Raw genomic sequence first — 22,459 nt, 5'->3', positions numbered from 1 at the left:
GCGGAATATTCATGGATAAGTTATTACAAATCTGGCACAGCTCCGGTGTATACCAAGTGCAGCCAGGGCAAGTGGTAATGATGGCGGTGGGGCTATTGCTCCTGTATCTAGCCATTAAGCGCAATTTTGAACCCTTACTACTGATACCGATTGGTTTTGGTGGCATATTAGCCAATATCCCTGGGGCTGGCTTAGCCGAGTCTGGTGGCATTCTTTATATGTTCTATACAGTGGGTATAGAAACGGGTGCCTTCCCACTAATCATCTTTATGGGTGTGGGTGCCATGACCGATTTTGGTCCTTTACTGGCTAACCCTAAAACTCTCTTTTTGGGTGCGGCAGCGCAGTTTGGTATCTTTGTAACCCTTATTGGTGCCGTAGGTTTAACCACTTTAGGGGTAATGGACTTTACCCTTGCCGATGCGGCTGCAATAGGTATTATTGGTGGTGCAGACGGCCCCACATCGATCTACGTAGCCAGTAAATTGGCGCCAGATTTACTGGGCGCTATCGCAGTAGCATCTTATTCCTATATGGCCTTGGTGCCGTTAATTCAGCCGCCTATTATGCGTGCGTTAACGACGGAAAAAGAACGCCAGATAAAAATGGTGCAGCTACGCCCTGTAGGTAAAGTAGAGAAAATTGTATTCCCATTACTATTGTTGCTTTTGGTAGCCTTTATGCTGCCAGACGCGGCACCGTTATTGGGTATGTTTTGTTTTGGTAACCTCATGCGCGAGTCTGGTGTAGTGGATCGACTGTCAGATACCACTCAAAATGCCTTAATTAACGTAGTGACTATTTTCTTAGGCTTAGCAGTGGGCTCTAAACTGTCCGCTGATAAATTCTTAGACTTAACCACTTTAGGCATTCTTTGCCTTGGCATGGTGGCGTTTGCAATTGGCACAGCCTCTGGCGTGTTGATGGCAAAATTGATGAACAAATTGACTAGTGGTGGCATTAATCCCCTGATTGGCTCAGCGGGTGTCTCGGCAGTGCCAATGGCAGCTCGTGTGTCTAACAAGGTGGGTTTAGAAGCCAATAACCAAAACTTTTTGTTAATGCATGCCATGGGCCCCAACGTGGCAGGTGTTATTGGCTCGGCTGTTGCGGCCGGTATTATGATTAACTACGTTGGCGGTGGTTAACGCCTATGGCGCGCAAGGCAAGCGACAGAGGTCAAAATGGCAGAAAGCCCTGTGCTTTTTGTCAGACGATGCGCTGGGTTTTGGTTTTTACCGTTATCGTGGTGATGCTCCTAGCTTACGGCAATAAGCTTTGGTGGTTAGCTGGGATACAGTTCAGCACTTTATTTGGTTATCTAGTTTTGCTGTGCTTTTTTTTAGTATTAGGTTACCGAGTGTGGGATGAATATGGCAGGCCCAAAAAATCTTTGTTAGAGCAAGAAGAAAAACGTATAAAACGCGAGCGGCAAGAGAAACTGTTTGATGAGATAGATGCTTTAGAAGCTCAGAGTGCTCAAGCAGAGGATACTCAGGTGAGGCACACAGAGCCAACACAAGTAGAGGCGAAGCCGAAGCAACAACCTGAGCAAGGCAACAGTAATGAAATCTCTGAGCCCGATGAGAATCAGCAGCCTAAAAAATCAACATTAAATGTGGTATCTGAACAATTAGATTTGTTAGGCTTTTCAACAGAACAGAAATAATTTTCGAATGAACACAAACAAAAAACCACCTAATTGTATGCAATGTAAGCACTTTTATATCACTTGGGAAGCCAACTTTCCAAGAGGTTGTCGCTTGTTTGCTATTAAATCTCGTCAGTTGCCGATGATAGAAGTGATGCGTATCGATGGCCATGCCTGCAGGGGCTATGAGCCAAAAGCCATCAAAAAAGCCTAAAATGCCTTTTGCAAAATGCCATAAGCAGTGGGCGCTAGTCCCTTACCGCCAAAAACTGTAACCCGTCCGTGTTTAATTTTTTGTTAACACACTGCCCACCCCAAAACGTTTGGCCTGTATAGCAACGATACTAAGGAAGGCTAAAAATTAACTGCGCAATTATTATTAAAAAAATATTAATTTCAAATTCTTATGTTTTTTTTTACCTCCAAAATCTATCCACTAATTTAGAGGTAACTTAAATGGCATTACGCACTATATTGATAACAGCGATATTAATACTAAATATTTATTATATTTGGTCGATAAGAATGCGTAGGAATGAATTTTTAATATTCACTAACTAGAGAAGGTATCAATGGATTTTGCAACAATCATTGGATTTATAGCGTCTTTTACCATTGTTGCGATTGGTATTCTTATCGGTGGGCCCGCAAGTTTGTTTATTAATACTGCGTCCATTTTTATTGTAGTTGCAGGGTCTTTGGCAGTTGTATTAACACGCTCATCTTTGGCAGACTTTATCGGCGCAGGCGCTCTAGCGGGTAAGGCGTTTACAAATAAGGTGGACAAGCCAGAAGAACTTATTGAAAAGGTAGTTGAGATCGCAACTATTGCCCGTAAAGACGGCATGATTGCTCTGGAAACTCTGGAAATTGACAATGAATTTTTAGCTAAAGGCGTAGGGATGTTAGTGGATGGCGAAACTGGTTCTGGTATTAAAGTAGGACTTGGCATAGATGCTGGAATGATAATTCGCAGAGGTAAATCTGGTGCTGCTTTATTTGAAGCGTGGGCAGATTTTGCCCCCGCTATGGGTATGATTGGCACGCTGGTAGGTTTGGTACAGATGTTGGCCAACATGTCTGATCCAAAATCGATTGGGCCAGCCATGGCTGTAGCTTTGCTAACGACGCTTTATGGTGCGGTTATTGCCAATATGATTGCTATGCCCATTATGCAAAAATTGCAACAACGTCTGGAGGCAGAAACGCTTAACAATGACTTGGTTGTTTCGGCGCTCATGTTTATCTCCCAAGGGGGTAACCCTCGGCTTTTGGAAGCGATGTTGCTAGGTTATTTGTCGCCCAAAGCTCGCGCAAAATTAAAGGCTGCTGTTAGTTAGATTGTAGCCTAAGGAGAAGAGCTTATGGTTGGAGACGACCCACAAGAGCAAGAGCAAGAGCAAGAAGAATGCCCGGTGTGTAAAAAAGGTGCCCCCATGTGGATGTCAACCTTTGCAGACATGGCGACTTTGTTAATGGCGTTTTTTGTTTTAATTTTATCCTTTTCAGAAATTAAGTCACTCAAGTATAAACAAATAGCGGGCTCTATGAAAAATGCCTTTGGTGTGCAAAAAGAAGCGGAAGCGCCCCAGCCCCCAAAAGGTACTAGCTTATTATCTCAAACATTTAGCCCCACCGTGGCGCAGATAACTATACTGGATCAAGTAAAGCAAGAGACCACCAATAATAAGCAAAAAGATTTAATCTTAAGAACTGAGATAAAAAAGCATGACTTTGATATTGATGCCGAAAAACAAAAGGCAGAAATTATCTTAGCCGAAGAGATTGCCAATGGCCAGGTTGAGATAATTGTTCAAGATGACTTGCTTGTCGTTCAGCTGCAAGGCCCTGGCAGCGTAGGTGAAGCGGAAAGCGACAACGAACTAGGCTTTGTGACTGAAGCAACAGTAGAACTTTATGCAAAAATTTCTGATGCCCAAAAAGCTACTGAAGCACCCATTAAAGTACAAGAAAAGCAGTCTAAGCAGGATCAGCAAGATGAAACAGTGTATCAACAGCAACAACAACAGGCGCAGCAAGAAGTGGCCAAACTGCAAATGATACTTTCAGAAGAGCTCACCCAAGGCTTAGTAGAAGTAGAACGAGAAGGGACTAAAATTATTGTTCGACTCAGGCAAAAAGGTACTTTTCCAAATGATAGTGCGCAGATTAACCCTACTGCCTTGCCTGTACTTAGGGCTCTAAGGGATGCCATTAATAGAAATAGAGGGCAGGTTATTATTACTGGACATACGGACGACCGCTTACCATCTTTAGGTAGTGTATATCCAAGTAATTGGGATTTATCGGCAGTTCGGGCAGCAGCTATAGCCGATTCGCTAATTAGCTTGATGAACATTCCTAAGGAGCGTATCTCTGTTTCAGGCAAGGCAGCTACTGCCCCTTTAAACAATAATGCATCTTCGAAAGATCGCGCGCGTAACCGCAGAGTTGAAGTGGTATTAGATATAGCTGGGGTTAAGCAGTAGCTAGGCTAAGGCAGCCTCTGCAATAGTGCCTACATTGAGTTGCTTCCAGATAAATAACAGGTTGTTGTTTAGTCGGTGATAATGGCTCAGTGTTGCTTCATTTCATAGGCGCAGCTTAACCAATAATTCATCAATCGATAATGCAATAGGAGGGAAGATGATCAACAGTGTGCTCGGACCTTTATTGCCATCCAATGGCTTGGCCAGGCCAGCCGTTAACCTTGGTAAAGGCACTGTAATGCCATTAACCACTTTAACAAAAGGCCAGCTAATGGAGGGGGTTGTAGTACAACTACAACCGCGATTATTAGTTGAAACGCCTGCTAATATTTTTAGTGCTGCTGCAAACGCTGGAGCCCATAAACTTGGGGAACGATTATTGTTTAAAGTGGTGGACCCAGACTCACGCCCACCACGCCTAGAATTGTTACGACCTGGACAGTTGGCAAGGTCCTCAGTATTAGAGCAAAACGTTTTTTTACGCAGCCTATTATATCGCCCAGATAGCCTTGCACCGCTACAAAAATGGTTGTCTGGACATTTATCTGTAGGGTTATCAAACCTAGGTTCCAAAACCAAAATGCCCACTGCATTATCAGCCTTACTGAACGAGTTCTGGCAATTACCAAGTAACCCAAAAGCCCTGGATATAAAAAAAACACTGTTGATGAGTGGCTTATTTAGCGAGAGTAGGGGCCATGAGAAAACACGAGCTAGGTCTATAGTGGGGCCGGCAAAACCTAATAATGACCTTAAATCCTTATTACAATTAGTTGCCTTAGAAGAAGACTTTGATCATGAGACTAAGCCTTTGTTAGAGGCGTTGCATTCTAGTCAAATAAAAGCCCTAAACGCACTTGTTAACAACCAGGTGTATTATCAATGGTTAATGCCCTGGTTTGACCAACAATACTTGATGATCACCTTGCAGCAAAATGAACAGCAGCTTAGTCAAAAAAAGTGGTCTATTAGCCTTGCTCATCAGGGCCCAGAGTTAGGTAATTTACAAATAAACCTGTTGCTAACTCAAGTAGTGGACACTAATGAGGCAACCGCCAGCTTGCACTTTGCTAGTAATACCGTGTGGTTAGCCCCACTGGTAAATAGCTCTAAACAGCAATTAAATAGGGCACTGCAGTCTCATGGCATACACCTGCAACATGTAAGTGTGGGGCCACTGGAAGACAATGATGCCAAAAATAGGCATAACCCAGCCCATGCTATTTTGGATGTTCATGTATGAAAAAGCCACTGCAGGCCATTGCAATAGAATATGGGAGCAACCCAGTACCGCTAGTTATAGCCAAAGGTGAAGGTGATTTAGCTCAAAAGGTTATTGACGCTGCCATTGCCGCAGGAGTGCCTATTAAAAAAGATGAGGAGTTAGTAGCGCTTTTAGGCTTGCTTGATATCAACGAAAAAATACCGCAGTCACTCTATACCTTGGTAGCAGAGGTATTGGTTTACACCTATAGGCTCAAAGGTATGAAGCCTGGTGATGAAAAAGTAGTTTGAATAAGGGGTTTATTGGTGCAGGTCTAAGATGAGGGTAACCTCACCCTCTGTGAGCCCACACAGGTGTTGGATTTTTTCGCCGGGTATACCGTCCTTGGCCATCCTTATAGCCTGTTCATAATTATTTTGGTTTGGCACCTCTTTAGATAATGCTCCATTTGAACTAGCTTGGTCTTTGATACGGTCTAACTTTTGGTTATTAGTATCAATTAAACCGTAGATATCTTGTAATACTTGGTCTGTAGATCGCTGGTGCTTAGCTGCTAAAACTTGGTGTTTCTCTATTTGTTTGTAGTCTTCTCGCTGCTCTAAAAGCTGGTAACCCAAGTCTGACAGGCGCTGGAGCAATAGCTGGCTTGATTGGCGCTCTAACAAAAGGGAAACTAAGCTTGTTACTAAGGCTATTAGGCTAATCACCACCAGCAGTATCAATAAGGTTAGCTGAGGGTTATTCGCTAAGGTGTTAAAAATGGCCATAAAAACAATCTGCTATGTAAGTGTAGTTAGGATGGGTCGAGTAAATTCTTTCATTTAGGCCTTATAGAGGCTACGGCCAATATTAGATTTAAAGGCATTGCCTAAATTGTTGTATAAGTTTGTACTGGTTGCTGGGCTATTAAGTTCTAACGTGTCTAGGGCCTTATTAATTGACTCTAGCTTAATGCGCATAAAGAAATCACTGGTGCGGTGGATCTTGTCACAGGCAGCTAATAAATCTAACAGCTGCCGCCACATCGTCTGCTGTGCCATAGTTAGGTGTTGGCTAAAGTTTTGATCTTCTCTGTCGATACCTGAATCCGTACAAAACTTATTACGCAAGGCATCAAATAGCTGAATGGTTTGCACGTCATGTTGTTTGCGTGCCTGAAGTTCCTGGAAAGCCTTCAAGTCGCTAGTTTTCAGGTATTCATACTCTTGGTTAAGGGTGCTCTGCAATTGCTGCGCATCAGTAATGGCCTGCTCTAAGTGGCCATTAAATTCTTCTTCTCGTGGTTGCAGCAATGGTGGGTTATCCTTGAATTAGTTTTTCTAAGCTAGTCATTTTTTCAGCAACACGTGCTGTATTAATAGGGAACTCACCAATTTCTAAGGCCTGCTTAATGCTATTAACCTTCGTTTGGTTGACATCACTGATGCCTTTACTTGCTTGGGTCATGTGCAGCAGCGTTTGTGCCTCTGGTGTAAGCTTAACTTGGTCCGCACCTTGATTCGGCCCTGTTTTGGTTTGTTGTACTAAGGGCTGGCTTTGCGCTGCTTGTGATTGTTGTTGACCACCCTGAGTTTTATTAGCCGGCTGAGCGACAGCACCGTTGGCTTTGCCAGCTGTTAACCCTCGATACTGATTATTAATGTCGTTCATGTTCCACCTTTAACCTCATTAAACCTACTTTCCCATCTATACAGTAGCTATCGGCAGGCTGAGTAAAAACTTAAGTTAAAAATAGCATTTAATTTAAATAAAATCTTAATAATCAAAAAAAAACCTTTTAACCTGCCTAATTAATGAGTTCTAACTGGCCTTTAGCAATCACCAAGCCCCACTTTACTAAGCCGCTGGGCATTACTTTAACGTTAACCTTATCACCCAAATTACCATTTGACAAAGCCTGTGCTTGGCTAGAAATTTGGTAGTCTTTTAAATTAATTTGCAAGCGTACCTGGCTACCTTTAGTCACTAGGTACGCTTGGCGTAACATATCTTTTGTTAGGGGTGTATCACTGGCGATGTAGCGTTTGGTAACCCATCCAACTAGCGCTTCTGTGCGCATAAACTCTGTTTGTCTTAGTTTGTGGTCTGGCACCCATGCCATGGTGAGATCTTGGGCGATCAGCTCTCGACCCATAGCGAGCGCTTGGCGACTAATGACCACACGCTGCTGACCCTGAACATCATTTTTATCCAGCAATTTACCCGCTTTTATATACCTTTTTGCCAACTGGCCAAGTAGTTGGTTTTTGTTGGTAATAACATTGGGGCTGCTGGTGTGGATAGACTCTTTGCTGGCAGTTAGATGGTTTGTGGCAATTACCTGGCCTTGAGGAATGTCTTTGGCTGCACGCCACAGCAGATGTAAGTGACTAAAATCTTTAGGGCTAAGCCAGTGCCCTGAGTTTAACTGGCGTTTAACTTGTTTGCCAATAGGGTTAGTGTCGCTGCTGATTAAGGTGTTGCTGATGTCAGTGCTATTGCCGGTATAGGCCACTAAGGCGACTTGTTTTGCACTAATAGTACCTTGTTCTGCAATATCGCTTACTAGGCGCCAGGCTTTGGTGCTGATTTTCACCTTAATGGATAGGTATAACGACCAATTGGGTTTGTTACTGTTATAGGTTTCATCACAAACCACTTTCACCGTTTTTTGATTGTTAAAGGGCAGTGTTACCTGCAATGAAGTTTTGCACAGGGCGTAGCGACTGCGTTCGTCTAGCTTAGCGGCGCTGGCATGACCACCTAACTGTTGTTGGGAAAATGCATTAACCGCTTGATAAATGTCTTCATGGGCCTGCCACTGTGCGGCATGAGAAGCCGTTGTAGCTAGCCCCAAAAAAACCACTGTTGCCAACCATTTACCGGGTATTAACGCAGCGGCAAAGCCTTGCCACTTGTTGTTATTGGATCCTAAATACGTCATAAAATAATTTCTAACATTATGAAAAATAACAGTTTATTTGTATTGGCATAATCGTTGCTTTAGTCACTGTGTAGTTGGCATATTTAGGCCTCTAAACAGTTAACAAACGTAGCGAAAAATTATGAGTCTTTTACAAAACCCACTAGGCATTCATGCCACCGCCTTAAAGCTGCGCGAACAGCGCACCTCGGTATTGGCATCTAATATTGCCAATGCAGACACGCCCAATTACAAGGCGCGTGATATTGACTTTAGCAGCGTAATGGCGGCCACAAAAGGCAATGCCATGGGCACAAGCCATAGCCGGCATATCGGTGTGAGCCACTATCAAGCCCTGCAGGGCGACGGCATGATTAAGTACCGAATGGCAAATAGCGCCTCTATAGATGGCAACACAGTGGAAGTTAACACAGAAAACAATCTGTTTACAGAGAACTCCCTTCGCTATCAGGCCACATCTACTTTTTTAAATAGTCGAATTAAAGGCATCATGAGCGCTTTGCGTGGCGAATAAGCCAAGCCTAGCTCACTCACTTAGCCTAAACCAATAGAGAACAGCACAATGTCAATGCTAACCGCCTTAAAAATCTCCAGTTCTGCTATGAATGCACAAATGATGCGTCTGAATACCACTGCCAGTAACTTGGCTAACATAGATGTTGTGGGTTCCACCTCTGAGGAAGCGTATAAAGCTAAAAAACCCATTTTTAAAACAGTGATTGAAAATTATACCCAGGATAACTTTGGAGCCAGCGTAAGTGTGAACGGCATCTTCGTAAGCGATAGAGAAAATACAAGTCGCTACGACCCACAAAACCCATTGGCGAGTAGAGATGGCTATGTGTTTATGTCTAACGTTAATTCTATAGAAGAAATGGTAGACATGACCAACGCCTCACGTTCTTACCAAACCAACGTAGAAGTGATGAACGCAACAAAGAAAATGATGATGAGCACGTTGCAGCTTGGCAAGTAATATTTTGGTTTACCTGAGCATGCCTAACGACGTAGGCAAAAAAAACACTATAAGGAGATTATGATGACTACATCAGTAACGCAAGCCATACCCGGCACTCTTAGATCATTCGAGTCTACCCAAAATAGTGAAGAAAATCGAACTTCGGTGCTAGGGCAAGACGACTTTCTAAAGCTATTAACGGCCCAACTACAGTACCAAGACCCAATGAAGCCAATGGAAAATGGTGAATTTATGGGGCAGATGGCACAGTTTTCTACCGTTAGTGGCATTACCGAAATGGGAGAATCTATAGACGGCCTAGTGAGCATATATCAGGGCCAACAAATGAGTAACTCGGCTGCCATGATTGGTAAACAAGCATTAGTGAATGGCAACTTGGCACAACTAAAGGGTGGTCAACTGGGTGGTGCAATAGACCTAGCGACAGCAGCCAACGACGTCCGTATCGAAATTACCTCAGATAGCGGTGAAGTGATGGCGAGTTTAGGGCTGGGGTCACAATTAGCAGGCACCAAAGAATTTACCTGGGACGGTGTGACACGAGATGGTACCCAAGCCCCAGAAGGGCGCTATCACCTCAGAGCTACGGCTTTAGTGGATGGTGAAACCAAAGTGCCCCCCATGCAAGTTTACGGCACAGTCAGTAGTATTCAGCTTAAGAATGGAGAGGTTACTCTCAATGTATCGGGTCAAGGTAATGTCAGTTTTAATAATGTGAAGCGCATTAGTCAATAGCGTATCAGTGCCACTTAAATAAATGTAATTTAACCTCATCAATAGGGAATTGGTCTATGTCTTTTTATACCTCACTCACCGGCCTAAACTCGGCGCAAGCAGATTTAGGGGTCACATCAAACAATATAGCCAACGTAGGCACTGTGGGCTTTAAAAAATCTCGTGCTGATTTTGGTGACTTGTTTAGTAGTACGTCGGGTGCCATTGGTCAGGGCGCCCATTTAAAAAACGTAAATCAGCAGTTTAGCCAGGGCAGCATTGAAATGTCGGGTAACGCATTAGACTTAGCCATCTCTGGAGAAGGTTTTTTTGCTGTACGACCAGACCTAAGCGCAACCGAAACGGTGTACACCCGAGCAGGTGCCTTTAGCATTAATAACGACAACTATGTCGTTGATTCCTCTGGTCAGTATCTTCAGGCATTCCCTGTGAGTGAAGATGGGTCTGTAATTGCCACCGGCCTAACGTCTGCTAAGTCGTTACAATTAACATCAGCTGGGGGGTTGCCAAAAGTTACTTCTAAAATTGAATTAGGTTTAAATTTGCCTTCTGATGCGGCTATTAAACCCACCGCTTCATTTTCGCCTAGTGATAGTAATACCTTTAACTCGTCAACCCAGATGACCGCTTACGACTCTTTAGGAAATCCGCATGTTGCCACAGTGTATTTTCTTAAAACGTCCAACCCAACACCCGCAGTACCCACAAATACCTGGGACACTAAGCTTTATATCGATGGGACTGTGATAGCCCCCACTAATGCAGCCGATAGCGTGTTGACGTTTGATCAAGACGGCAAGCTGACTGCACCCATAGCGGCGATCACCTACGACCCTGCAACATTGATTACCGGTGCGATTCCACTAAGCTTAAGCATAGACTACGGTAGCTTATCTAGTCAGTATTCTGCGCCTTTCTCAGTCATGTCTTTGTCTCAGGATGGCCACCCGCGTGGTGAGCTATCGGGTATGGACGTTGACTCAAGTGGTGTTGTGCGTGCCAACTACACCAATGGCACACAACTGGCCTTGGGTAAATTAATGTTGGCTAACTTTGATAACCCTAATGGGTTGAAACAGATCGGCAATGCCAGCTTTGAAGCCACCAATGCCTCTGGCCTTGTAGATTTAGGTGAAGCAGGGTTTGGTGGCTTCGGTGACATTCGAGGGGGTGCCTTGGAGGGATCTAACGTTGATCTTACAGAACAACTAGTGAAGTTAATTAGTGCCCAGCGCAACTTCCAAGCCAACGCTAAGGCCCTTGATACCTCAGGTACCTTAATGCAAACCATTATGGGAATAATGAACTAAGCCACGCTATACAGGTTACACCACTTACTTAAAGCCCGATCACTGTATAGTAAGTTGGCATCGATATTGCATTAGCTAGTTAAGGAAGGAGAAATTGATGAAACTTTGCCGTATTTTTGCCATATTAACTACTATTGTTGTGGCTCACATTGCCACTCTTGCCCATGCTGATCGAGTGAAAGATCTGGCTGAAGTGGCTGGGGTACGCGATAACCAGCTAATTGGTTATGGCTTAGTTGTGGGTTTAAATGGCACTGGTGACGGGAAAATGTCATTTACCAGTCAAAGTATGACATCCATGCTGGCCCGCTTTGGAGTTAACCTAAGTGATACCCTTTCTAATTATGATGGGTCTACTTCGCGTAATGCTTTAGAGCTAAAAAACGTCGCAGCGGTAATGATTACCGCAAATCTGCCTGCTTTTGCTAAACCTGGTCAGCGTATTGATGTCACCATATCAACCATTGGTGCCTCTACTAGTTTACGTGGTGGCAGTTTAATTATGTCCCGCCTTTTGGGTGTGGATGGCGACGTATATGCTTTGGCGCAAGGTGCATTAGCCGTAAGCGGCGCTAGTGCAAGTGCTGGTGGAGCATCTGCAACTGTCAATGTTCCAACAGTGGGGCGCATACCTTCTGGTGCCACCGTAGAGAAAATGGTTGAAACGCCTTTCTCAACCAGTGAATTCATCGTGCTTAACCTAAAAAACTCTGATTTTACTACCAACCGTCGATTAGCTAACGCTATTAATGACACCTTTGGCCCCGGCACTGCCACTGCCTTAGATGCTGTCTCTACGCGGATTTTAGCGCCAGCAGAAGTTAACCAACGGGTCACTTTTCTATCCATGATAGAAAACTTAGAAGTAGAGCCAGCGGCGCCGCCAGCGCGAGTTGTGGTCAATTCCCGCACGGGCACAGTTGTTATTAGCCGTAATGTAAAAGTAGATGCGGCCGCCGTCACCCATGGGGGGATCACTGTAACGGTAAAAACGTCTAACAAAGTGGTCCAGCCCGGTGCTTTCTCGCAAACGGGTGAAACCACAAACGAGGTGAATACAGAGGTGCTTATTGAAGAACAAGCTAACAACATGTTTTTGTTTACCCCTGGCATAGAGCTACAAGACATAGTAGACGCTGTGAACGCTGTAGGCGCTACGCCAAGCGCTTTAGTGTCTATCTTACAGGCGCTTAAACAAAGTGGCAGCCTGCGTGCTGATTTAATAGTTATTTAGCCACATAAACCAGAAACGAGATAACGCCATGACCGTAAACACCAGACAACATGCTAATAACTATAACGATTTTACCGGTTTAGCAAACTTGCGAACGCAGGCGCAAAAAGATCAAAAAGCGGCACTGAATGAAACAGCACAGCAATTTGAAGCCTTGTTTATACAAATGATGCTGGCTGAAATGCGAAAATCTATTCCTAAGGAGGGCATGTTTGATTCTCAGGCGGTGCAAACCTATCAAGACATGTCAGACAAGCAGGTGGCCTTAGATATGGCCAAGCGTGGTGATTTTGGCATAGCCAATGTGATTAAGCAGCAGTTTGAACGCCAAGGTATGGCAATGCCAGCAGAGCAAGTACTAAAACTCAGAAGTGCAAGCCCATCCTTTAACGTGCAATCGTTAATATCGGGTATGCCTCTTGCTGTGGCTGAGGGAGCAGGGCTAACTTTACCAGTTGCGCGGCAACGGGCCTTGACTATCGACAGGCAAGATTCTGCCGCCATGGTGCTAGAGCGTAAATAGATCGTAAGCAAACATGCATCAGCAACACAATAACACTAGAAAGCGGAGTTAAATAATGGCCGATTTATTATCAACAGGTATCTCTGGAGTACGCACTTATCAGCGTGCTTTAGCGACTGTGGGTAATAACATTGCCAATGTAGATACCGATGGCTACAGCCGCCAACGGTTAGACATAGCAGATAAAACCTCGGTAAACGAAGGGGGTTTAAATATAGGTAATGGTGTAACTGCAGTGCGTGTGCAACGCAGCTACGATAGCTTTGTTGCAGAAAACCTAAGAAGCAGCCAGTCACAACTGTCAAAACATCAAACGACGTTAGACTATACTACTCAGTTAGAAAACCTACTGGCCGACCAACAGCTCAGCTTGTCTAGTTCTGTGGATGGGTTCTTCGCCGCGGTGCAAGAGGTGAGCGTTTCACCTTCCTCTGGGTCTGCGCGCCAAAACATGCTTAACCTTGCACAAACTACGGCATCCCAGTTCAATACTGTAGGCGCACAATTAGTCCGTATAGAACAGACTTCTTATAACGATATCCAAGCTAAAGTGAGCCAGTTAAATCAATTTGCTAGCCAACTTGCCAACATTAATTCTTCATTAAACAAAGCCTCCAACATTAATAAACAGCCCAACCAGCTGCTAGACCTTAGAGACACGTTAATTCAAGACATGTCTAAGTTAATGCGAGTTGTTGCAGTAGAGCGGGCCAACGGTTCGGTAGATGTTCATATGGGTGACGTGCCGTCTGGCCAATACCTTGTTCAGGGCAATAAAAGTAACAGGGTCACCATTGCCCGTAGCGCCACTAACCCTGAAGAGGCGGTGTTAATGGCTACTGTGGGTAATAGTTCACAGGCATTAAACCAACCGGTGGGTGGCAGTATTGCTGGTATTGCAGAATTTAGAGGCCATGCGCTAACGTCCCTAAGAAATGAGTTAGATGCCTTGGTTCAAGTATTTGTGGGTGAAGTTAATGCGGCCCACACTTTAGGTATTGATGCACAAGGCCAGTTTGGTGGTGATTTATTTTCCTTAGCTAATATTTATGCCGTGACCCCGGGCACTAATACAGGCACCGCGGCAGTGACTTTAAGCGCCGTGCCTAATGCAACGATAGATAAACTCGCCATGAACCTAAGCTATTCCAGTAGCACTGGTCTCTATACCTTAGCGGACGCCGCAGATGCTGCACAATTTGTCACGGGCACCTCAGAGCTCACTTTAGCGGGTGTTAAAGTCACCCTTTCTGGCGTGCCCCAAGACGGGGACTCGTTTAGTTTAACGTCTAATAAGCGGCCCATTGATGCCCTACAAGCGTTAGTAACAAACCACACTCATATTGCTTCGGGAGCCCCTGTATCTGTATCGCGCACCAGCGTTAATACCAGTGCCACCCGCATGGTGCTTGAGGGTTATAGCAAGCCTGTAGCAACCGCAGCCAATACTGCTATTGGTGCCCCAGACAGACGCGAAGCGTTGCGCCAAAACATTGATATTGAATTTGCTGCAGATGCGACTGCATATATTTTAAAGGATGTTGCCACAAGCAGTACCATTGCCAGCGGAACCTATACCCCAGGAAGCACCATAGAACACAATGGTTGGAAAGTGTCTTTTAATGGCACAATAGAGGCTAACGATTCGTTTACTGTGCGGGGTAATAATACCTATCAAGCCGGTGATAACCGCAACTTGCTTAGCCTCATCAGCCTTCAAGGCAATAAAGACATTTTTAATGGTGGTGGCGATTTCACACAAGTGTATACAGACACCATCAGTCACTTAGGCAGCAGTTTAGTGCAGTCGGCCGTTGGCCGCGATGCGCAACAAATAATTGTAGACCAAGCACAAGCAAAACGAGATGAAACCTCTGCCGTAAGTTTGGATGAAGAAGCCGCTAACCTACTTAGGTTCCAGCAAGCCTACCAGGCTTCTGCCCAGATCATTAGCACAGCTAACAAGCTGTTTGACACGATATTGGACATTCGATAGTGCCGTATTTTAAGGACACACCATGCGCGTAACGCAAACCGGCTTTTATAACCAAGCCACCAAACAAATGGCAGAGCAGCAATCCAAGGTGTTTGAGACCCAAGCACAGCTGTCTTCGGGCAAAAAGCGGCTACGCCCATCAGATGATCCAGCCTTGGCGGCGTCGCTTAACAACCTAAAATCACAAATCAGTGTTAACCAGCGTTACCTTACTAACTTGGGCCGCATAGGCGACACCCTAAAAATGCAAGAAGCCTCTGTGAGTGGCGCTGTAGGCATCGTCTCAAGTATTAAAGAACTCAGCATTCAAGGGGCCAACGGCACTTACAGTGCTGCAGACCGGAAGAATATCGCCATAGAAATTAAAGGGCTTATTAGCTCACTAGTAGACCTAGGCAATATGCGCGACACGGATGGCGCCTTTTTGTTTTCTGGCTACAACCAAGACCAAGCACCGTTTGCACAATCTGCATTGGGTGTGGTTAGCTACACAGGTACGCCAGACTACCAACAGGTGATGGTGGATGAAGGCCGCAGTATGCAAATAGGTCTGCCAGGTTCAGATGTGTTTGGTAGTGTGCAACATTTAGACCCAGTCTCTGGTGTTAGCAGCAGTGTAGAATTGTTTGCTACCTTAGAGGCTATGCACCAAGCGCTTATGAATAACGACACCAGCGCCATTAAAGATAATTTAGATAAAGTGTCGAGTGTGCATGAGCATGTTGTGATTCAGCAATCGGCCATTGGCTCGCGTATGAACCGGGTTGAAACCCTAACCAACGCCACCGAAGACAGAGACTACACCTACAAAACACTGCAATCTAGTATGGAAGATTTAGATTATGTAGAGGCTGCATCACGACTAAAGAATCAGTCACTGGCGTTACAGGCAGGGCAGCAAACCTTTGCTCAATTGAGTAGCCTTAGCTTGTTTAATTACATCAAATAGGGTGTTTAAAAGCCTCCAGTTAAAGCCTAGCTGAAAACCTAAACCTAGCTTAAGTGCTACCCCAACACCTGTTGAAGTGACGTAAAATCAATCCAAACATGCACAGCCATATTCAAACAGATGTTTAACGCCTACAATGACAACCGCCAACATAAAATAGAATGCCAACAAAAAACAACCCATGAGCCAATTCTTTCAAATTCATACAGAATCTCCCCAACCTCGCCTAATTAAGCAAGCCGCCGAAATTATTCAACAAGGCGGCGTAGTGGTGTACCCCACAGATTGCGCCTACGCCATTGCGTGTCATATAGGCGATAAAAAAGCAGTAGACCGCATTAAACAACTGCGCCAATTAGATGAAAAACACCACCTTACCTTAGTGTGTGAAGACCTAAGCCAAATTGCCACCTATGCCAAAGTAGATAATGAAGCGTATAGAATATTAAAATCTCACACCCCTGGGGCCTACACCTTTATTTTAAAAGCCAGCAAAGAAGTCCCTAAAAAGCTCTTACATCCGAAAAAGAAAACCATTGGTCTGCGGGTGCCCAACAATGTCATCGCTTTAGCTATTCTCAAAGAACTTGGTGAGCCAATGCTCAGCAGTTCATTGATTCTGCCTAATGAAACGTTTCCGCTAACAGACCCCTACGATATCCGTCAAACCCTCGAGCACAGCCTAGACCTAGTCATAGACGGTGGCTACTGCGGTATGGAAGTGACCTCACTGGTGAGCTTAGTGGACGGTGAGGTGGAAGTGCTGCGCCAGGGCATGGGCGATACTAGTGCCTTTATTTAGTATTTTTTTTCCGATTTTACGGTTAATTTAAATCTTAGTTTATTTTCACAATCTTTCGCCAACTGCCAATTTAAGGGGTTTGAGTAGCGTCAGCGACATAGAATAGGTATAAAAATAGGTATAAATGGGTATTAATACCCACAGACTCAATTATTCATTTCATTCATAATTGCCCCTTAAAATCAAAACTAGGAAAAATTCCTAGATAATTCAACGTATACTGATCCCAAACCAAGTATAGATACTAGTGTTAATTGATATGTTAGTGACTACGGAACTTTGGCAAGCCAACCTAATTGCGCTGGTCAGCGCTTTTTTAGCGATAAAAGTGCTGCGCCCAATTGCGATATACTTCAATCTTGTTGATATTCCTACCGGCAGAAAACAGCACGTTGGTAATATTCCTCTCATTGGTGGCCTGTCGGTCTATGTCGGCATTCTTGTTGCCATTCTTGCGGCTTACCCTATCCATGATAAGCTTTTTTACCTTTTAGTTTCAGCATCTCTTATCCTGGTGGCAGGCCTAGTTGATGATTTAAAGCAGCTGGGCGTTTGGGTGCGAATCCTAATACAGGCCATTGCATGCTTAATCATGATAAAAGGCACTGGTATTTATGTAGAGTCTCTAGGTGATCTATTGGGTATGGGGGAAATCCATTTAGGCCAGTGGGGCATTCCCTTTACTGTGTTTGGTGTTATTGGTTTAGTCAACGCAACTAACATGAGTGATGGCATTGATGGCCTTGCAGGGTCCCTGGTGCTGGTCGCTATACTCGGTGTGTTTGTGTTTGAGAGTGTGAGTGGCAACTACCGCTTATTTGATTTTTTATTGCTGATGGCAGTGGCCCTTGTGCCCTATTTGCTTACCAACCTGGCTATTATCAGCAAGCGTAAAATATTTCTTGGTGATGCCGGCAGTATGTTTCTTGGCTTTATTTTGGCATGGGTGCTCATTGAGCTCAGTCAAGGAGGCCCCTCTGGTTTAGATAAAGCCATGGAGCCCATTAGTGTGCTTTGGTGTGTGGCATTGCCGGTGATTGATACCTTTATAGTTATTATTAAGCGCCTAAAAGCCGGGCGATCGCCCTTCCATCCAGACCGATCCCACTTCCATCACATGCTACAAGACCTAGGCTTGGGCCCGCGCAAAACCCTGTTGGTTATGCTTATTATTTCATTGCTGTTGGTAGCCCTTGGTGGTTTGATGCAGCTCATTTGGCCTGCTGCTAGCGCCAGTGTGTTTGTACTAGTCACTTTAGGCTACATTTATTGGGTAAAGCGCCGCGGGTGGAGCGTTACTGCCAAAAACTTAAAACAGGCTGATGCCCCATGAGCGCATCTAACTGGCTGTTACTACAAGTAAAGCCAAGGCAGGAAATGCGCGCTCTAGAAAACTTAGAGCGCCAAAAGGCCCAGTGCTATTGCCCACTTATACAAGTAGAAAAGCTCAGCCGTGGTAAACGCATCCAGGTGGAAGAGCCTTTGTTTTCAGGGTATTTGTTTATCAACGCCCAGCCAGAATTAAACGGCTTAAGTTATACCAGTATTCGCTCAAGCCGAGGCGTGAGTAAAATCGTAGGCTTTGGGGCAGCGCCTATTACCATACCAGAATCATTGATACAGCAGCTTAAGCAGCGTGAAAGCGATGGTTTAGCCTGTAAGGCAGAAAACGTGCCCCAAGCAGGTGACAAGATCAACATTATAGAAGGCCCCTTTAAAGGCTTGCAAGCAGTTTATAGCCACACCGATGGCCAGCAAAGAGCCATCGTGCTGATTAATTTATTACACCAGCAAGCGCCTACATCACTGGCCAATACCCAAATACAAAAAATCGCTTAATCTGCTTTGGAAGTCATTCCACGGCACATTGTGTTAATGTTTTACTAGTGTTCAACAGTTGAACACCTATTTGCAAATGCCATAAGTGACCGGGTAGGGCGGTAGCGTCTCTGCCACTTATGCCTTATTAGGTGCAGTTTTTTACGCGTTACTCACCACCAAGCAGGATCATGCCCACAGAAATTCATTTAAAAATACTCAAACACATCGAGTCTAACCCGCACATATCCCAGCGGCAACTGGCTCAAGAATTGGGTGTGAGCGTTGGAAAAATCAATTACTGTGTGCAGGCATTAATGACTAAGGGCTTGGTCAAGGCAGGTAATTTTAAACGTAGCGCCCATAAAATGAGCTACCTCTACCTATTAACGCCCAAAGGCATAGAAGAAAAAACCAGATTAACGGCGAGCTTTCTAAAGCGAAAAATTGCCGAGCATGAGAAAATCACCCAAGAAATAAAGCAGCTTAAGCGCGACGTGCAATAAATTGAAGATGCCTGAGCTCTACTTTAAAATAGACCAGTGTATGCAGGTAGCCAAGGGTAAAGAATGATACAGAAAATCAAAAAAGCAGTGATCCCGGTAGCAGGCCTTGGCACGCGAATGTTGCCTGCCACTAAAGCGATCCCCAAAGAATTATTACCGGTCTATGACCGGCCTATCATCGAGCACGTGGTGAAAGAGGCGATTGCAGCAGGCATTACAGAAATCATTCTAGTCACCCGCAGTGGTAAAGAGGCCATTGAAAACCATTTTGATGCCCACTATGAGCTAGAGCACCGGTTAGAAAAAAAGGGCAAAGAGACTATTTTAGGCACCGTTAAAAACATCATCCCTGCAGGGGTAAAGGTGACCTCCATTCGCCAAAGCGATGCCCTAGGCCTAGGCCATGCCGTGCTTTGTGCAAAGCACTTGTTAAATGATGAGCCCTTTGCAGTGCTGCTGCCCGATGTTTTGGTGCTTGATCAAGCGTCGCGAGAAAAGAACCACAGCTTTTCATCCATGGTAGACGCCTGGAATGACACTGGCATAGGCCAAATCATGGTGGAGCGCGTTGATTCAGAGGCCATTGAAAATTACGGCGTAGCAGACTTGGGCACACAGCTAAGTGAACCTTTTAAAAGTGTGCCAATAAAAGGCTTGGTAGAGAAACCTTCCCCGAAGGATGCACCGTCCAATTTAGCGGTGCTGGGCCGATACATTCTTCCATCTGCAGTGTTAGGCCTGCTTGAAACCACCGTTGCCGGTGTCGGCGGCGAAATACAGCTCACAGACGCACTGGATGAGCTGCTTAAACTTGATGGACTAAACGCCTTTGAGACCGACGCAGGCATCTTTGACTGTGGTCATAAACGAGGGTTTTTAAGTGCGAACTTAGCGGTGGGCATGCGTGACCCCCTGACCAAGTTGTCTATCAAAGCGCTGATTGAAAAGAACGGTTGGTAGTGTCTGATAATGGTTATTATCGTTTGTTTGATAGACATCTCAGTCGCCATAAGCGGTTATAATAAATGCTAGCCCTAACGCCCTAACGTAAACTATTTAAAAAATTTTGGAAGCTCCATGAAAAAGTACGACATATTTGGTATCGGTGCAGCCTTGGTGGATACGGAAATCGTAGTCACAGACGACTTTCTTGCTGAACATGGCGTTGGCAAGGGGTTGATGACGCTGGTAGATGAAGAGAGGCAAGATTACCTGATCAAGGCCCTGCGCGAACAAACGACTCACGTTAAAAAAGCCTGTGGTGGCTCTGCGTGTAATAGCATCGTGGCTGCAAGCAGCTTTGGTGCAGATGCTTTTTATGCCGGCAAAGTGGCGTCAGATGAAGACGGTGGTTTTTTTGTTAAAGATCTAAACGCAGCAGGCGTCACCTTTCATCGTATTAAGCCCAAACAAGGCATCACGGGTAAGTGCTTGGTGATGGTTACACCAGACGCCGAACGCACTATGAACACCTTTCTTGGTGCCAGCTTAGACCTCACCCACGACGAAGTTGAAAAGCAAGAGCTTGCGGCCTCCCAATGGCTGTACATGGAAGGTTACCTAGTGACCGATGACGCGCGCACCCACGTGGCGCAAGAGGCCATGGAATTTGCTAGGAAAAATGGCGTAAAAACTTCCATTAGCTTATCAGACCCATTTGTCGTTCAGGTGTTTGCTCAAAACATCGCCAAAGTGATTGGCCCTGGTGTGGATCTATTATTTTGCAATCAAGACGAAGCCCTGAGTTACACCCATAGTAACACCTTAGAAGACGCCATAGAGGGCCTTAAGAGCATCGCCAAAACATTCGTCATCACCCAGGGCGAAAATGGGGCAACGGCCTTTGATGGAGCTCAAGTTGCTAGCGTTCCAGGAGTGACCACCGAAGCAGTGGATACCAATGGTGCTGGCGATATGTTTGCCGGTGCATTTTTATATGCCATTACCAGTGGCCAAGACTACGAATGGGCCTTAGGTTTTGCTAACGCCGCTGCGGCGCGTGTGGTAAGCCAATTTGGCCCAAGAGTTACCAGCATCGAATACGACAGAATAAAAGCCCAGTTCAATATCTAACCCCCTCACGTCATTGCGAGCGCAGCGCGGAAATCCAAAGCCCCGTCATTGCGAGCAAAGCGCGGCAATCCAAAAAGGTAACAGCATGTCAAACTACTCACTATTCACCTCAGAGTCAGTCTCTGAAGGCCACCCAGACAAACTAGCCGACCAAATCTCAGACGCAGTTGTTGATGCCATGTTAAAAGATGATCCAGAGTCGCGCATAGCCGTAGAAACTATGGTAAAAACCGGCATGGCCATCGTGGCAGGCGAAGTAAGAACGTCTACCTATGTAGATCTAGAAGAAATAATCCGTAAAGTGATCTTAGACATCGGTTACAACAGTTCCGATGTGGGTTTTGATGGTGCCTCTTGTGCCATTATTAACGCCATAGGCAAACAGTCTAGCGACATCGCCATGGGCGTAGATGAAACAGAGGGTAAAGACTTAGGCGCAGGCGACCAAGGCTTAATGTTTGGTTATGCCAGTAACGAAACAGATGTGTTGATGCCCGCACCCATTTACTACTCCCATCGCCTAGTAGAGCGCCAAGCTCAATTAAGAAAAAACGGAACATTGCCTTGGCTTCGCCCAGACGCTAAAAGCCAGCTCACCTTACGTTACGAAAATGACATGCCTGTGGGCGTAGATGCAGTGGTATTGTCAACCCAACATGACCCATCGGTTAGTTTGAGTGAGTTACGCGAAGCCGTGTTAGAAGAAATTATTAAGCCGGTACTGCCCGCTAAGTGGATTGATAGTAATACTAAGTTCCACATCAACCCAACAGGCAACTTCGTTATTGGTGGCCCAGTAGGTGATTGCGGCCTAACTGGCCGAAAAATCATCGTAGATACTTATGGTGGTATGGCCCGTCACGGCGGTGGTGCTTTCTCGGGCAAAGACCCCTCCAAGGTAGACCGCAGTGCGGCCTATGCAGGCCGTTACGTGGCTAAAAATATAGTGGCTGCAGGCCTAGCCGACCGCTGTGAAATACAAATATCTTATGCCATAGGCGTAAGTGAACCCACCTCTATTTCGATCAATACCTTTGGCACAGGAAAGCTGCCAGAACATGAAATCACCAACTTGGTGAGAGAGCACTTTAACCTGACCCCAGCAGGTCTAATTAAAATGCTAGACCTAAAGCGCCCAATTTATCAACAAACAGCCGCCTACGGCCACTTTGGCCGCGAACTCTCAGACTTCACTTGGGAAAAAACTGACAAAGCCAACCTGCTCCGCAAAGCCCTATAACCGAGA

At 45.2% G+C, this 22,459-nt stretch carries 26 protein-coding genes; 22 read left to right on the top strand and 4 right to left on the bottom strand.

Going from position 1 to position 22,459, the window contains the following annotated elements:
• Nucleotides 1–11 precede the first annotated feature (11 nt).
• The 7 genes from ABXT60_RS10105 to ABXT60_RS10075 all read left to right on the top strand — a co-directional run bounded on the left by ABXT60_RS10105 (nt 12) and on the right by ABXT60_RS10075 (nt 5,655).
• Nucleotides 12–1,148 carry a sodium ion-translocating decarboxylase subunit beta gene (locus ABXT60_RS10105; RefSeq protein ID WP_443630029.1) on the top strand — a complete coding sequence of 379 codons (1,137 nt, stop codon included), beginning with the start codon at nt 12–14 and terminating at the stop codon, nt 1,146–1,148.
• A gap of 5 nt (nt 1,149–1,153) precedes the next feature.
• Nucleotides 1,154–1,669, top strand: a complete 516-nt coding sequence (locus ABXT60_RS10100; protein ID WP_443630028.1) for a hypothetical protein — start codon at nt 1,154–1,156, stop codon at nt 1,667–1,669.
• A gap of 7 nt (nt 1,670–1,676) precedes the next feature.
• A complete protein-coding gene (locus tag ABXT60_RS10095; RefSeq protein WP_443630027.1) occupies nt 1,677–1,865 on the top strand; it encodes a hypothetical protein in 189 nt (62 codons plus the stop codon).
• 358 nt (nt 1,866–2,223) lie between these two features.
• Nucleotides 2,224–2,991, top strand: coding sequence for a MotA/TolQ/ExbB proton channel family protein (locus ABXT60_RS10090; protein WP_443630026.1), 768 nt, complete (start codon nt 2,224–2,226; stop codon nt 2,989–2,991).
• A 24-nt stretch (nt 2,992–3,015) separates the two neighbouring features.
• Nucleotides 3,016–4,140, top strand: a complete 1,125-nt coding sequence (locus ABXT60_RS10085; RefSeq protein WP_443630025.1) for a flagellar motor protein MotB — start codon at nt 3,016–3,018, stop codon at nt 4,138–4,140.
• A 157-nt stretch (nt 4,141–4,297) separates the two neighbouring features.
• Nucleotides 4,298–5,383, top strand: coding sequence for a hypothetical protein (locus ABXT60_RS10080; RefSeq protein WP_443630024.1), 1,086 nt, complete (start codon nt 4,298–4,300; stop codon nt 5,381–5,383).
• Nucleotides 5,380–5,655, top strand: coding sequence for an EscU/YscU/HrcU family type III secretion system export apparatus switch protein (locus ABXT60_RS10075; RefSeq protein WP_443630023.1), 276 nt, complete (start codon nt 5,380–5,382; stop codon nt 5,653–5,655). The genes ABXT60_RS10080 and ABXT60_RS10075 overlap by 4 nt, the downstream gene beginning before the upstream one ends.
• Before the next feature lie 9 nt (nt 5,656–5,664).
• Here the strand turns inward: ABXT60_RS10075 and ABXT60_RS10070 are convergent, their stop codons facing one another.
• The 4 genes from ABXT60_RS10070 to flgA form a co-directional block, all read right to left on the bottom strand.
• The gene (locus ABXT60_RS10070) at nt 5,665–6,132 is read right to left on the bottom strand and encodes a DUF2802 domain-containing protein (protein ID WP_443630022.1); all 468 of its coding nucleotides are present in this window, start codon (nt 6,130–6,132) and stop codon (nt 5,665–5,667) included.
• Between the two features lie 54 nt (nt 6,133–6,186).
• The gene (gene flgN, locus ABXT60_RS10065) at nt 6,187–6,657 is read right to left on the bottom strand and encodes a flagellar export chaperone FlgN (RefSeq protein ID WP_443630021.1); all 471 of its coding nucleotides are present in this window, start codon (nt 6,655–6,657) and stop codon (nt 6,187–6,189) included.
• A gap of 7 nt (nt 6,658–6,664) precedes the next feature.
• The gene (flgM, locus tag ABXT60_RS10060; protein ID WP_443630020.1) at nt 6,665–7,015 is read right to left on the bottom strand and encodes a flagellar biosynthesis anti-sigma factor FlgM; all 351 of its coding nucleotides are present in this window, start codon (nt 7,013–7,015) and stop codon (nt 6,665–6,667) included.
• A 136-nt stretch (nt 7,016–7,151) separates the two neighbouring features.
• A complete protein-coding gene (gene flgA, locus ABXT60_RS10055; protein ID WP_443630019.1) occupies nt 7,152–8,288 on the bottom strand; it encodes a flagellar basal body P-ring formation chaperone FlgA in 1,137 nt (378 codons plus the stop codon).
• A 121-nt stretch (nt 8,289–8,409) separates the two neighbouring features.
• On the opposite strand from flgA, the gene flgB reads away from it, so the two are divergent.
• From flgB to metK, 15 genes are all read left to right on the top strand, one after another.
• Nucleotides 8,410–8,802 (top strand): flagellar basal body rod protein FlgB, encoded by a 393-nt coding sequence (flgB, locus tag ABXT60_RS10050; RefSeq protein WP_443630018.1) that lies wholly within the window; start codon nt 8,410–8,412, stop codon nt 8,800–8,802.
• Nucleotides 8,803–8,850: 48 nt separating this feature from the next.
• On the top strand, nt 8,851–9,264 hold the full coding sequence (gene flgC, locus ABXT60_RS10045) for a flagellar basal body rod protein FlgC (RefSeq protein ID WP_443630017.1): 414 nt from the start codon (nt 8,851–8,853) through the stop codon (nt 9,262–9,264).
• Nucleotides 9,265–9,327: 63 nt separating this feature from the next.
• Nucleotides 9,328–10,002, top strand: a complete 675-nt coding sequence (locus ABXT60_RS10040; RefSeq protein ID WP_443630016.1) for a flagellar hook assembly protein FlgD — start codon at nt 9,328–9,330, stop codon at nt 10,000–10,002.
• Nucleotides 10,003–10,058: 56 nt separating this feature from the next.
• Nucleotides 10,059–11,312 carry a flagellar hook protein FlgE gene (locus tag ABXT60_RS10035; protein WP_443630015.1) on the top strand — a complete coding sequence of 418 codons (1,254 nt, stop codon included), beginning with the start codon at nt 10,059–10,061 and terminating at the stop codon, nt 11,310–11,312.
• Nucleotides 11,313–11,409: 97 nt separating this feature from the next.
• Complete coding sequence (locus tag ABXT60_RS10030) at nt 11,410–12,546, top strand: flagellar basal body P-ring protein FlgI (RefSeq protein WP_443630014.1); 1,137 nt, start codon at nt 11,410–11,412, stop codon at nt 12,544–12,546.
• A gap of 28 nt (nt 12,547–12,574) precedes the next feature.
• Entirely contained in the window at nt 12,575–13,069 is a 495-nt protein-coding gene (locus ABXT60_RS10025; protein WP_443630013.1) for a rod-binding protein, read from the top strand.
• Nucleotides 13,070–13,124: 55 nt separating this feature from the next.
• Nucleotides 13,125–15,065, top strand: coding sequence for a flagellar hook-associated protein FlgK (gene flgK / locus ABXT60_RS10020; RefSeq protein WP_443630012.1), 1,941 nt, complete (start codon nt 13,125–13,127; stop codon nt 15,063–15,065).
• A gap of 22 nt (nt 15,066–15,087) precedes the next feature.
• Nucleotides 15,088–16,014 (top strand): flagellar hook-associated protein FlgL, encoded by a 927-nt coding sequence (gene flgL, locus ABXT60_RS10015; protein WP_443630011.1) that lies wholly within the window; start codon nt 15,088–15,090, stop codon nt 16,012–16,014.
• A 181-nt stretch (nt 16,015–16,195) separates the two neighbouring features.
• Nucleotides 16,196–16,816, top strand: coding sequence for an L-threonylcarbamoyladenylate synthase (locus tag ABXT60_RS10010; protein ID WP_443630010.1), 621 nt, complete (start codon nt 16,196–16,198; stop codon nt 16,814–16,816).
• 247 nt (nt 16,817–17,063) lie between these two features.
• Nucleotides 17,064–18,149, top strand: a complete 1,086-nt coding sequence (locus ABXT60_RS10005; RefSeq protein WP_443630009.1) for a hypothetical protein — start codon at nt 17,064–17,066, stop codon at nt 18,147–18,149.
• Entirely contained in the window at nt 18,146–18,655 is a 510-nt protein-coding gene (gene rfaH, locus ABXT60_RS10000; protein WP_443630008.1) for a transcription/translation regulatory transformer protein RfaH, read from the top strand. The genes ABXT60_RS10005 and rfaH overlap by 4 nt, the downstream gene beginning before the upstream one ends.
• A gap of 170 nt (nt 18,656–18,825) precedes the next feature.
• A complete protein-coding gene (locus tag ABXT60_RS09995) occupies nt 18,826–19,140 on the top strand; it encodes a MarR family EPS-associated transcriptional regulator (protein ID WP_443630007.1) in 315 nt (104 codons plus the stop codon).
• A 63-nt stretch (nt 19,141–19,203) separates the two neighbouring features.
• Complete coding sequence (locus ABXT60_RS09990; RefSeq protein ID WP_443630006.1) at nt 19,204–20,100, top strand: UTP--glucose-1-phosphate uridylyltransferase; 897 nt, start codon at nt 19,204–19,206, stop codon at nt 20,098–20,100.
• Nucleotides 20,101–20,217: 117 nt separating this feature from the next.
• Nucleotides 20,218–21,213, top strand: coding sequence for an adenosine kinase (locus ABXT60_RS09985; protein ID WP_443630005.1), 996 nt, complete (start codon nt 20,218–20,220; stop codon nt 21,211–21,213).
• 85 nt (nt 21,214–21,298) lie between these two features.
• Complete coding sequence (gene metK / locus ABXT60_RS09980) at nt 21,299–22,453, top strand: methionine adenosyltransferase (protein ID WP_443630004.1); 1,155 nt, start codon at nt 21,299–21,301, stop codon at nt 22,451–22,453.
• Nucleotides 22,454–22,459 lie beyond the last annotated feature (6 nt).

The organism is Candidatus Njordibacter sp. Uisw_056, from assembly GCF_047730085.1.
Lineage (GTDB): Bacteria > Pseudomonadota > Gammaproteobacteria > Pseudomonadales > Balneatricaceae > Njordibacter.
The sequence above is the reverse complement of the archived record's forward strand: the minus strand, read 5'-3'. Positions and strand labels throughout refer to the sequence as shown.

What these genes read in the sequence shown, in the direction of transcription:
- ABXT60_RS10105 (WP_443630029.1), top strand. Translation starts at nt 12, where the DNA reads ATGGATAAGTTATTACAAATCTGGCACAGCTCCGGTGTATACCAAGTG.
- ABXT60_RS10100 (WP_443630028.1), top strand. Translation starts at nt 1,154, where the DNA reads ATGGCGCGCAAGGCAAGCGACAGAGGTCAAAATGGCAGAAAGCCCTGT.
- ABXT60_RS10095 (WP_443630027.1), top strand. Translation starts at nt 1,677, where the DNA reads ATGAACACAAACAAAAAACCACCTAATTGTATGCAATGTAAGCACTTT.
- ABXT60_RS10090 (WP_443630026.1), top strand. Translation starts at nt 2,224, where the DNA reads ATGGATTTTGCAACAATCATTGGATTTATAGCGTCTTTTACCATTGTT.
- ABXT60_RS10085 (WP_443630025.1), top strand. Translation starts at nt 3,016, where the DNA reads ATGGTTGGAGACGACCCACAAGAGCAAGAGCAAGAGCAAGAAGAATGC.
- ABXT60_RS10080 (WP_443630024.1), top strand. Translation starts at nt 4,298, where the DNA reads ATGATCAACAGTGTGCTCGGACCTTTATTGCCATCCAATGGCTTGGCC.
- ABXT60_RS10075 (WP_443630023.1), top strand. Translation starts at nt 5,380, where the DNA reads ATGAAAAAGCCACTGCAGGCCATTGCAATAGAATATGGGAGCAACCCA.
- ABXT60_RS10070 (WP_443630022.1), bottom strand. Translation starts at nt 6,132, where the DNA reads ATGGCCATTTTTAACACCTTAGCGAATAACCCTCAGCTAACCTTATTG.
- flgM (WP_443630020.1), bottom strand. Translation starts at nt 7,015, where the DNA reads ATGAACGACATTAATAATCAGTATCGAGGGTTAACAGCTGGCAAAGCC.
- flgA (WP_443630019.1), bottom strand. Translation starts at nt 8,288, where the DNA reads ATGACGTATTTAGGATCCAATAACAACAAGTGGCAAGGCTTTGCCGCT.
- flgB (WP_443630018.1), top strand. Translation starts at nt 8,410, where the DNA reads ATGAGTCTTTTACAAAACCCACTAGGCATTCATGCCACCGCCTTAAAG.
- flgC (WP_443630017.1), top strand. Translation starts at nt 8,851, where the DNA reads ATGTCAATGCTAACCGCCTTAAAAATCTCCAGTTCTGCTATGAATGCA.
- ABXT60_RS10040 (WP_443630016.1), top strand. Translation starts at nt 9,328, where the DNA reads ATGACTACATCAGTAACGCAAGCCATACCCGGCACTCTTAGATCATTC.
- ABXT60_RS10035 (WP_443630015.1), top strand. Translation starts at nt 10,059, where the DNA reads ATGTCTTTTTATACCTCACTCACCGGCCTAAACTCGGCGCAAGCAGAT.
- ABXT60_RS10030 (WP_443630014.1), top strand. Translation starts at nt 11,410, where the DNA reads ATGAAACTTTGCCGTATTTTTGCCATATTAACTACTATTGTTGTGGCT.
- ABXT60_RS10025 (WP_443630013.1), top strand. Translation starts at nt 12,575, where the DNA reads ATGACCGTAAACACCAGACAACATGCTAATAACTATAACGATTTTACC.
- flgK (WP_443630012.1), top strand. Translation starts at nt 13,125, where the DNA reads ATGGCCGATTTATTATCAACAGGTATCTCTGGAGTACGCACTTATCAG.
- flgL (WP_443630011.1), top strand. Translation starts at nt 15,088, where the DNA reads ATGCGCGTAACGCAAACCGGCTTTTATAACCAAGCCACCAAACAAATG.
- ABXT60_RS10010 (WP_443630010.1), top strand. Translation starts at nt 16,196, where the DNA reads ATGAGCCAATTCTTTCAAATTCATACAGAATCTCCCCAACCTCGCCTA.
- rfaH (WP_443630008.1), top strand. Translation starts at nt 18,146, where the DNA reads ATGAGCGCATCTAACTGGCTGTTACTACAAGTAAAGCCAAGGCAGGAA.
- ABXT60_RS09995 (WP_443630007.1), top strand. Translation starts at nt 18,826, where the DNA reads ATGCCCACAGAAATTCATTTAAAAATACTCAAACACATCGAGTCTAAC.
- ABXT60_RS09990 (WP_443630006.1), top strand. Translation starts at nt 19,204, where the DNA reads ATGATACAGAAAATCAAAAAAGCAGTGATCCCGGTAGCAGGCCTTGGC.
- ABXT60_RS09985 (WP_443630005.1), top strand. Translation starts at nt 20,218, where the DNA reads ATGAAAAAGTACGACATATTTGGTATCGGTGCAGCCTTGGTGGATACG.
- metK (WP_443630004.1), top strand. Translation starts at nt 21,299, where the DNA reads ATGTCAAACTACTCACTATTCACCTCAGAGTCAGTCTCTGAAGGCCAC.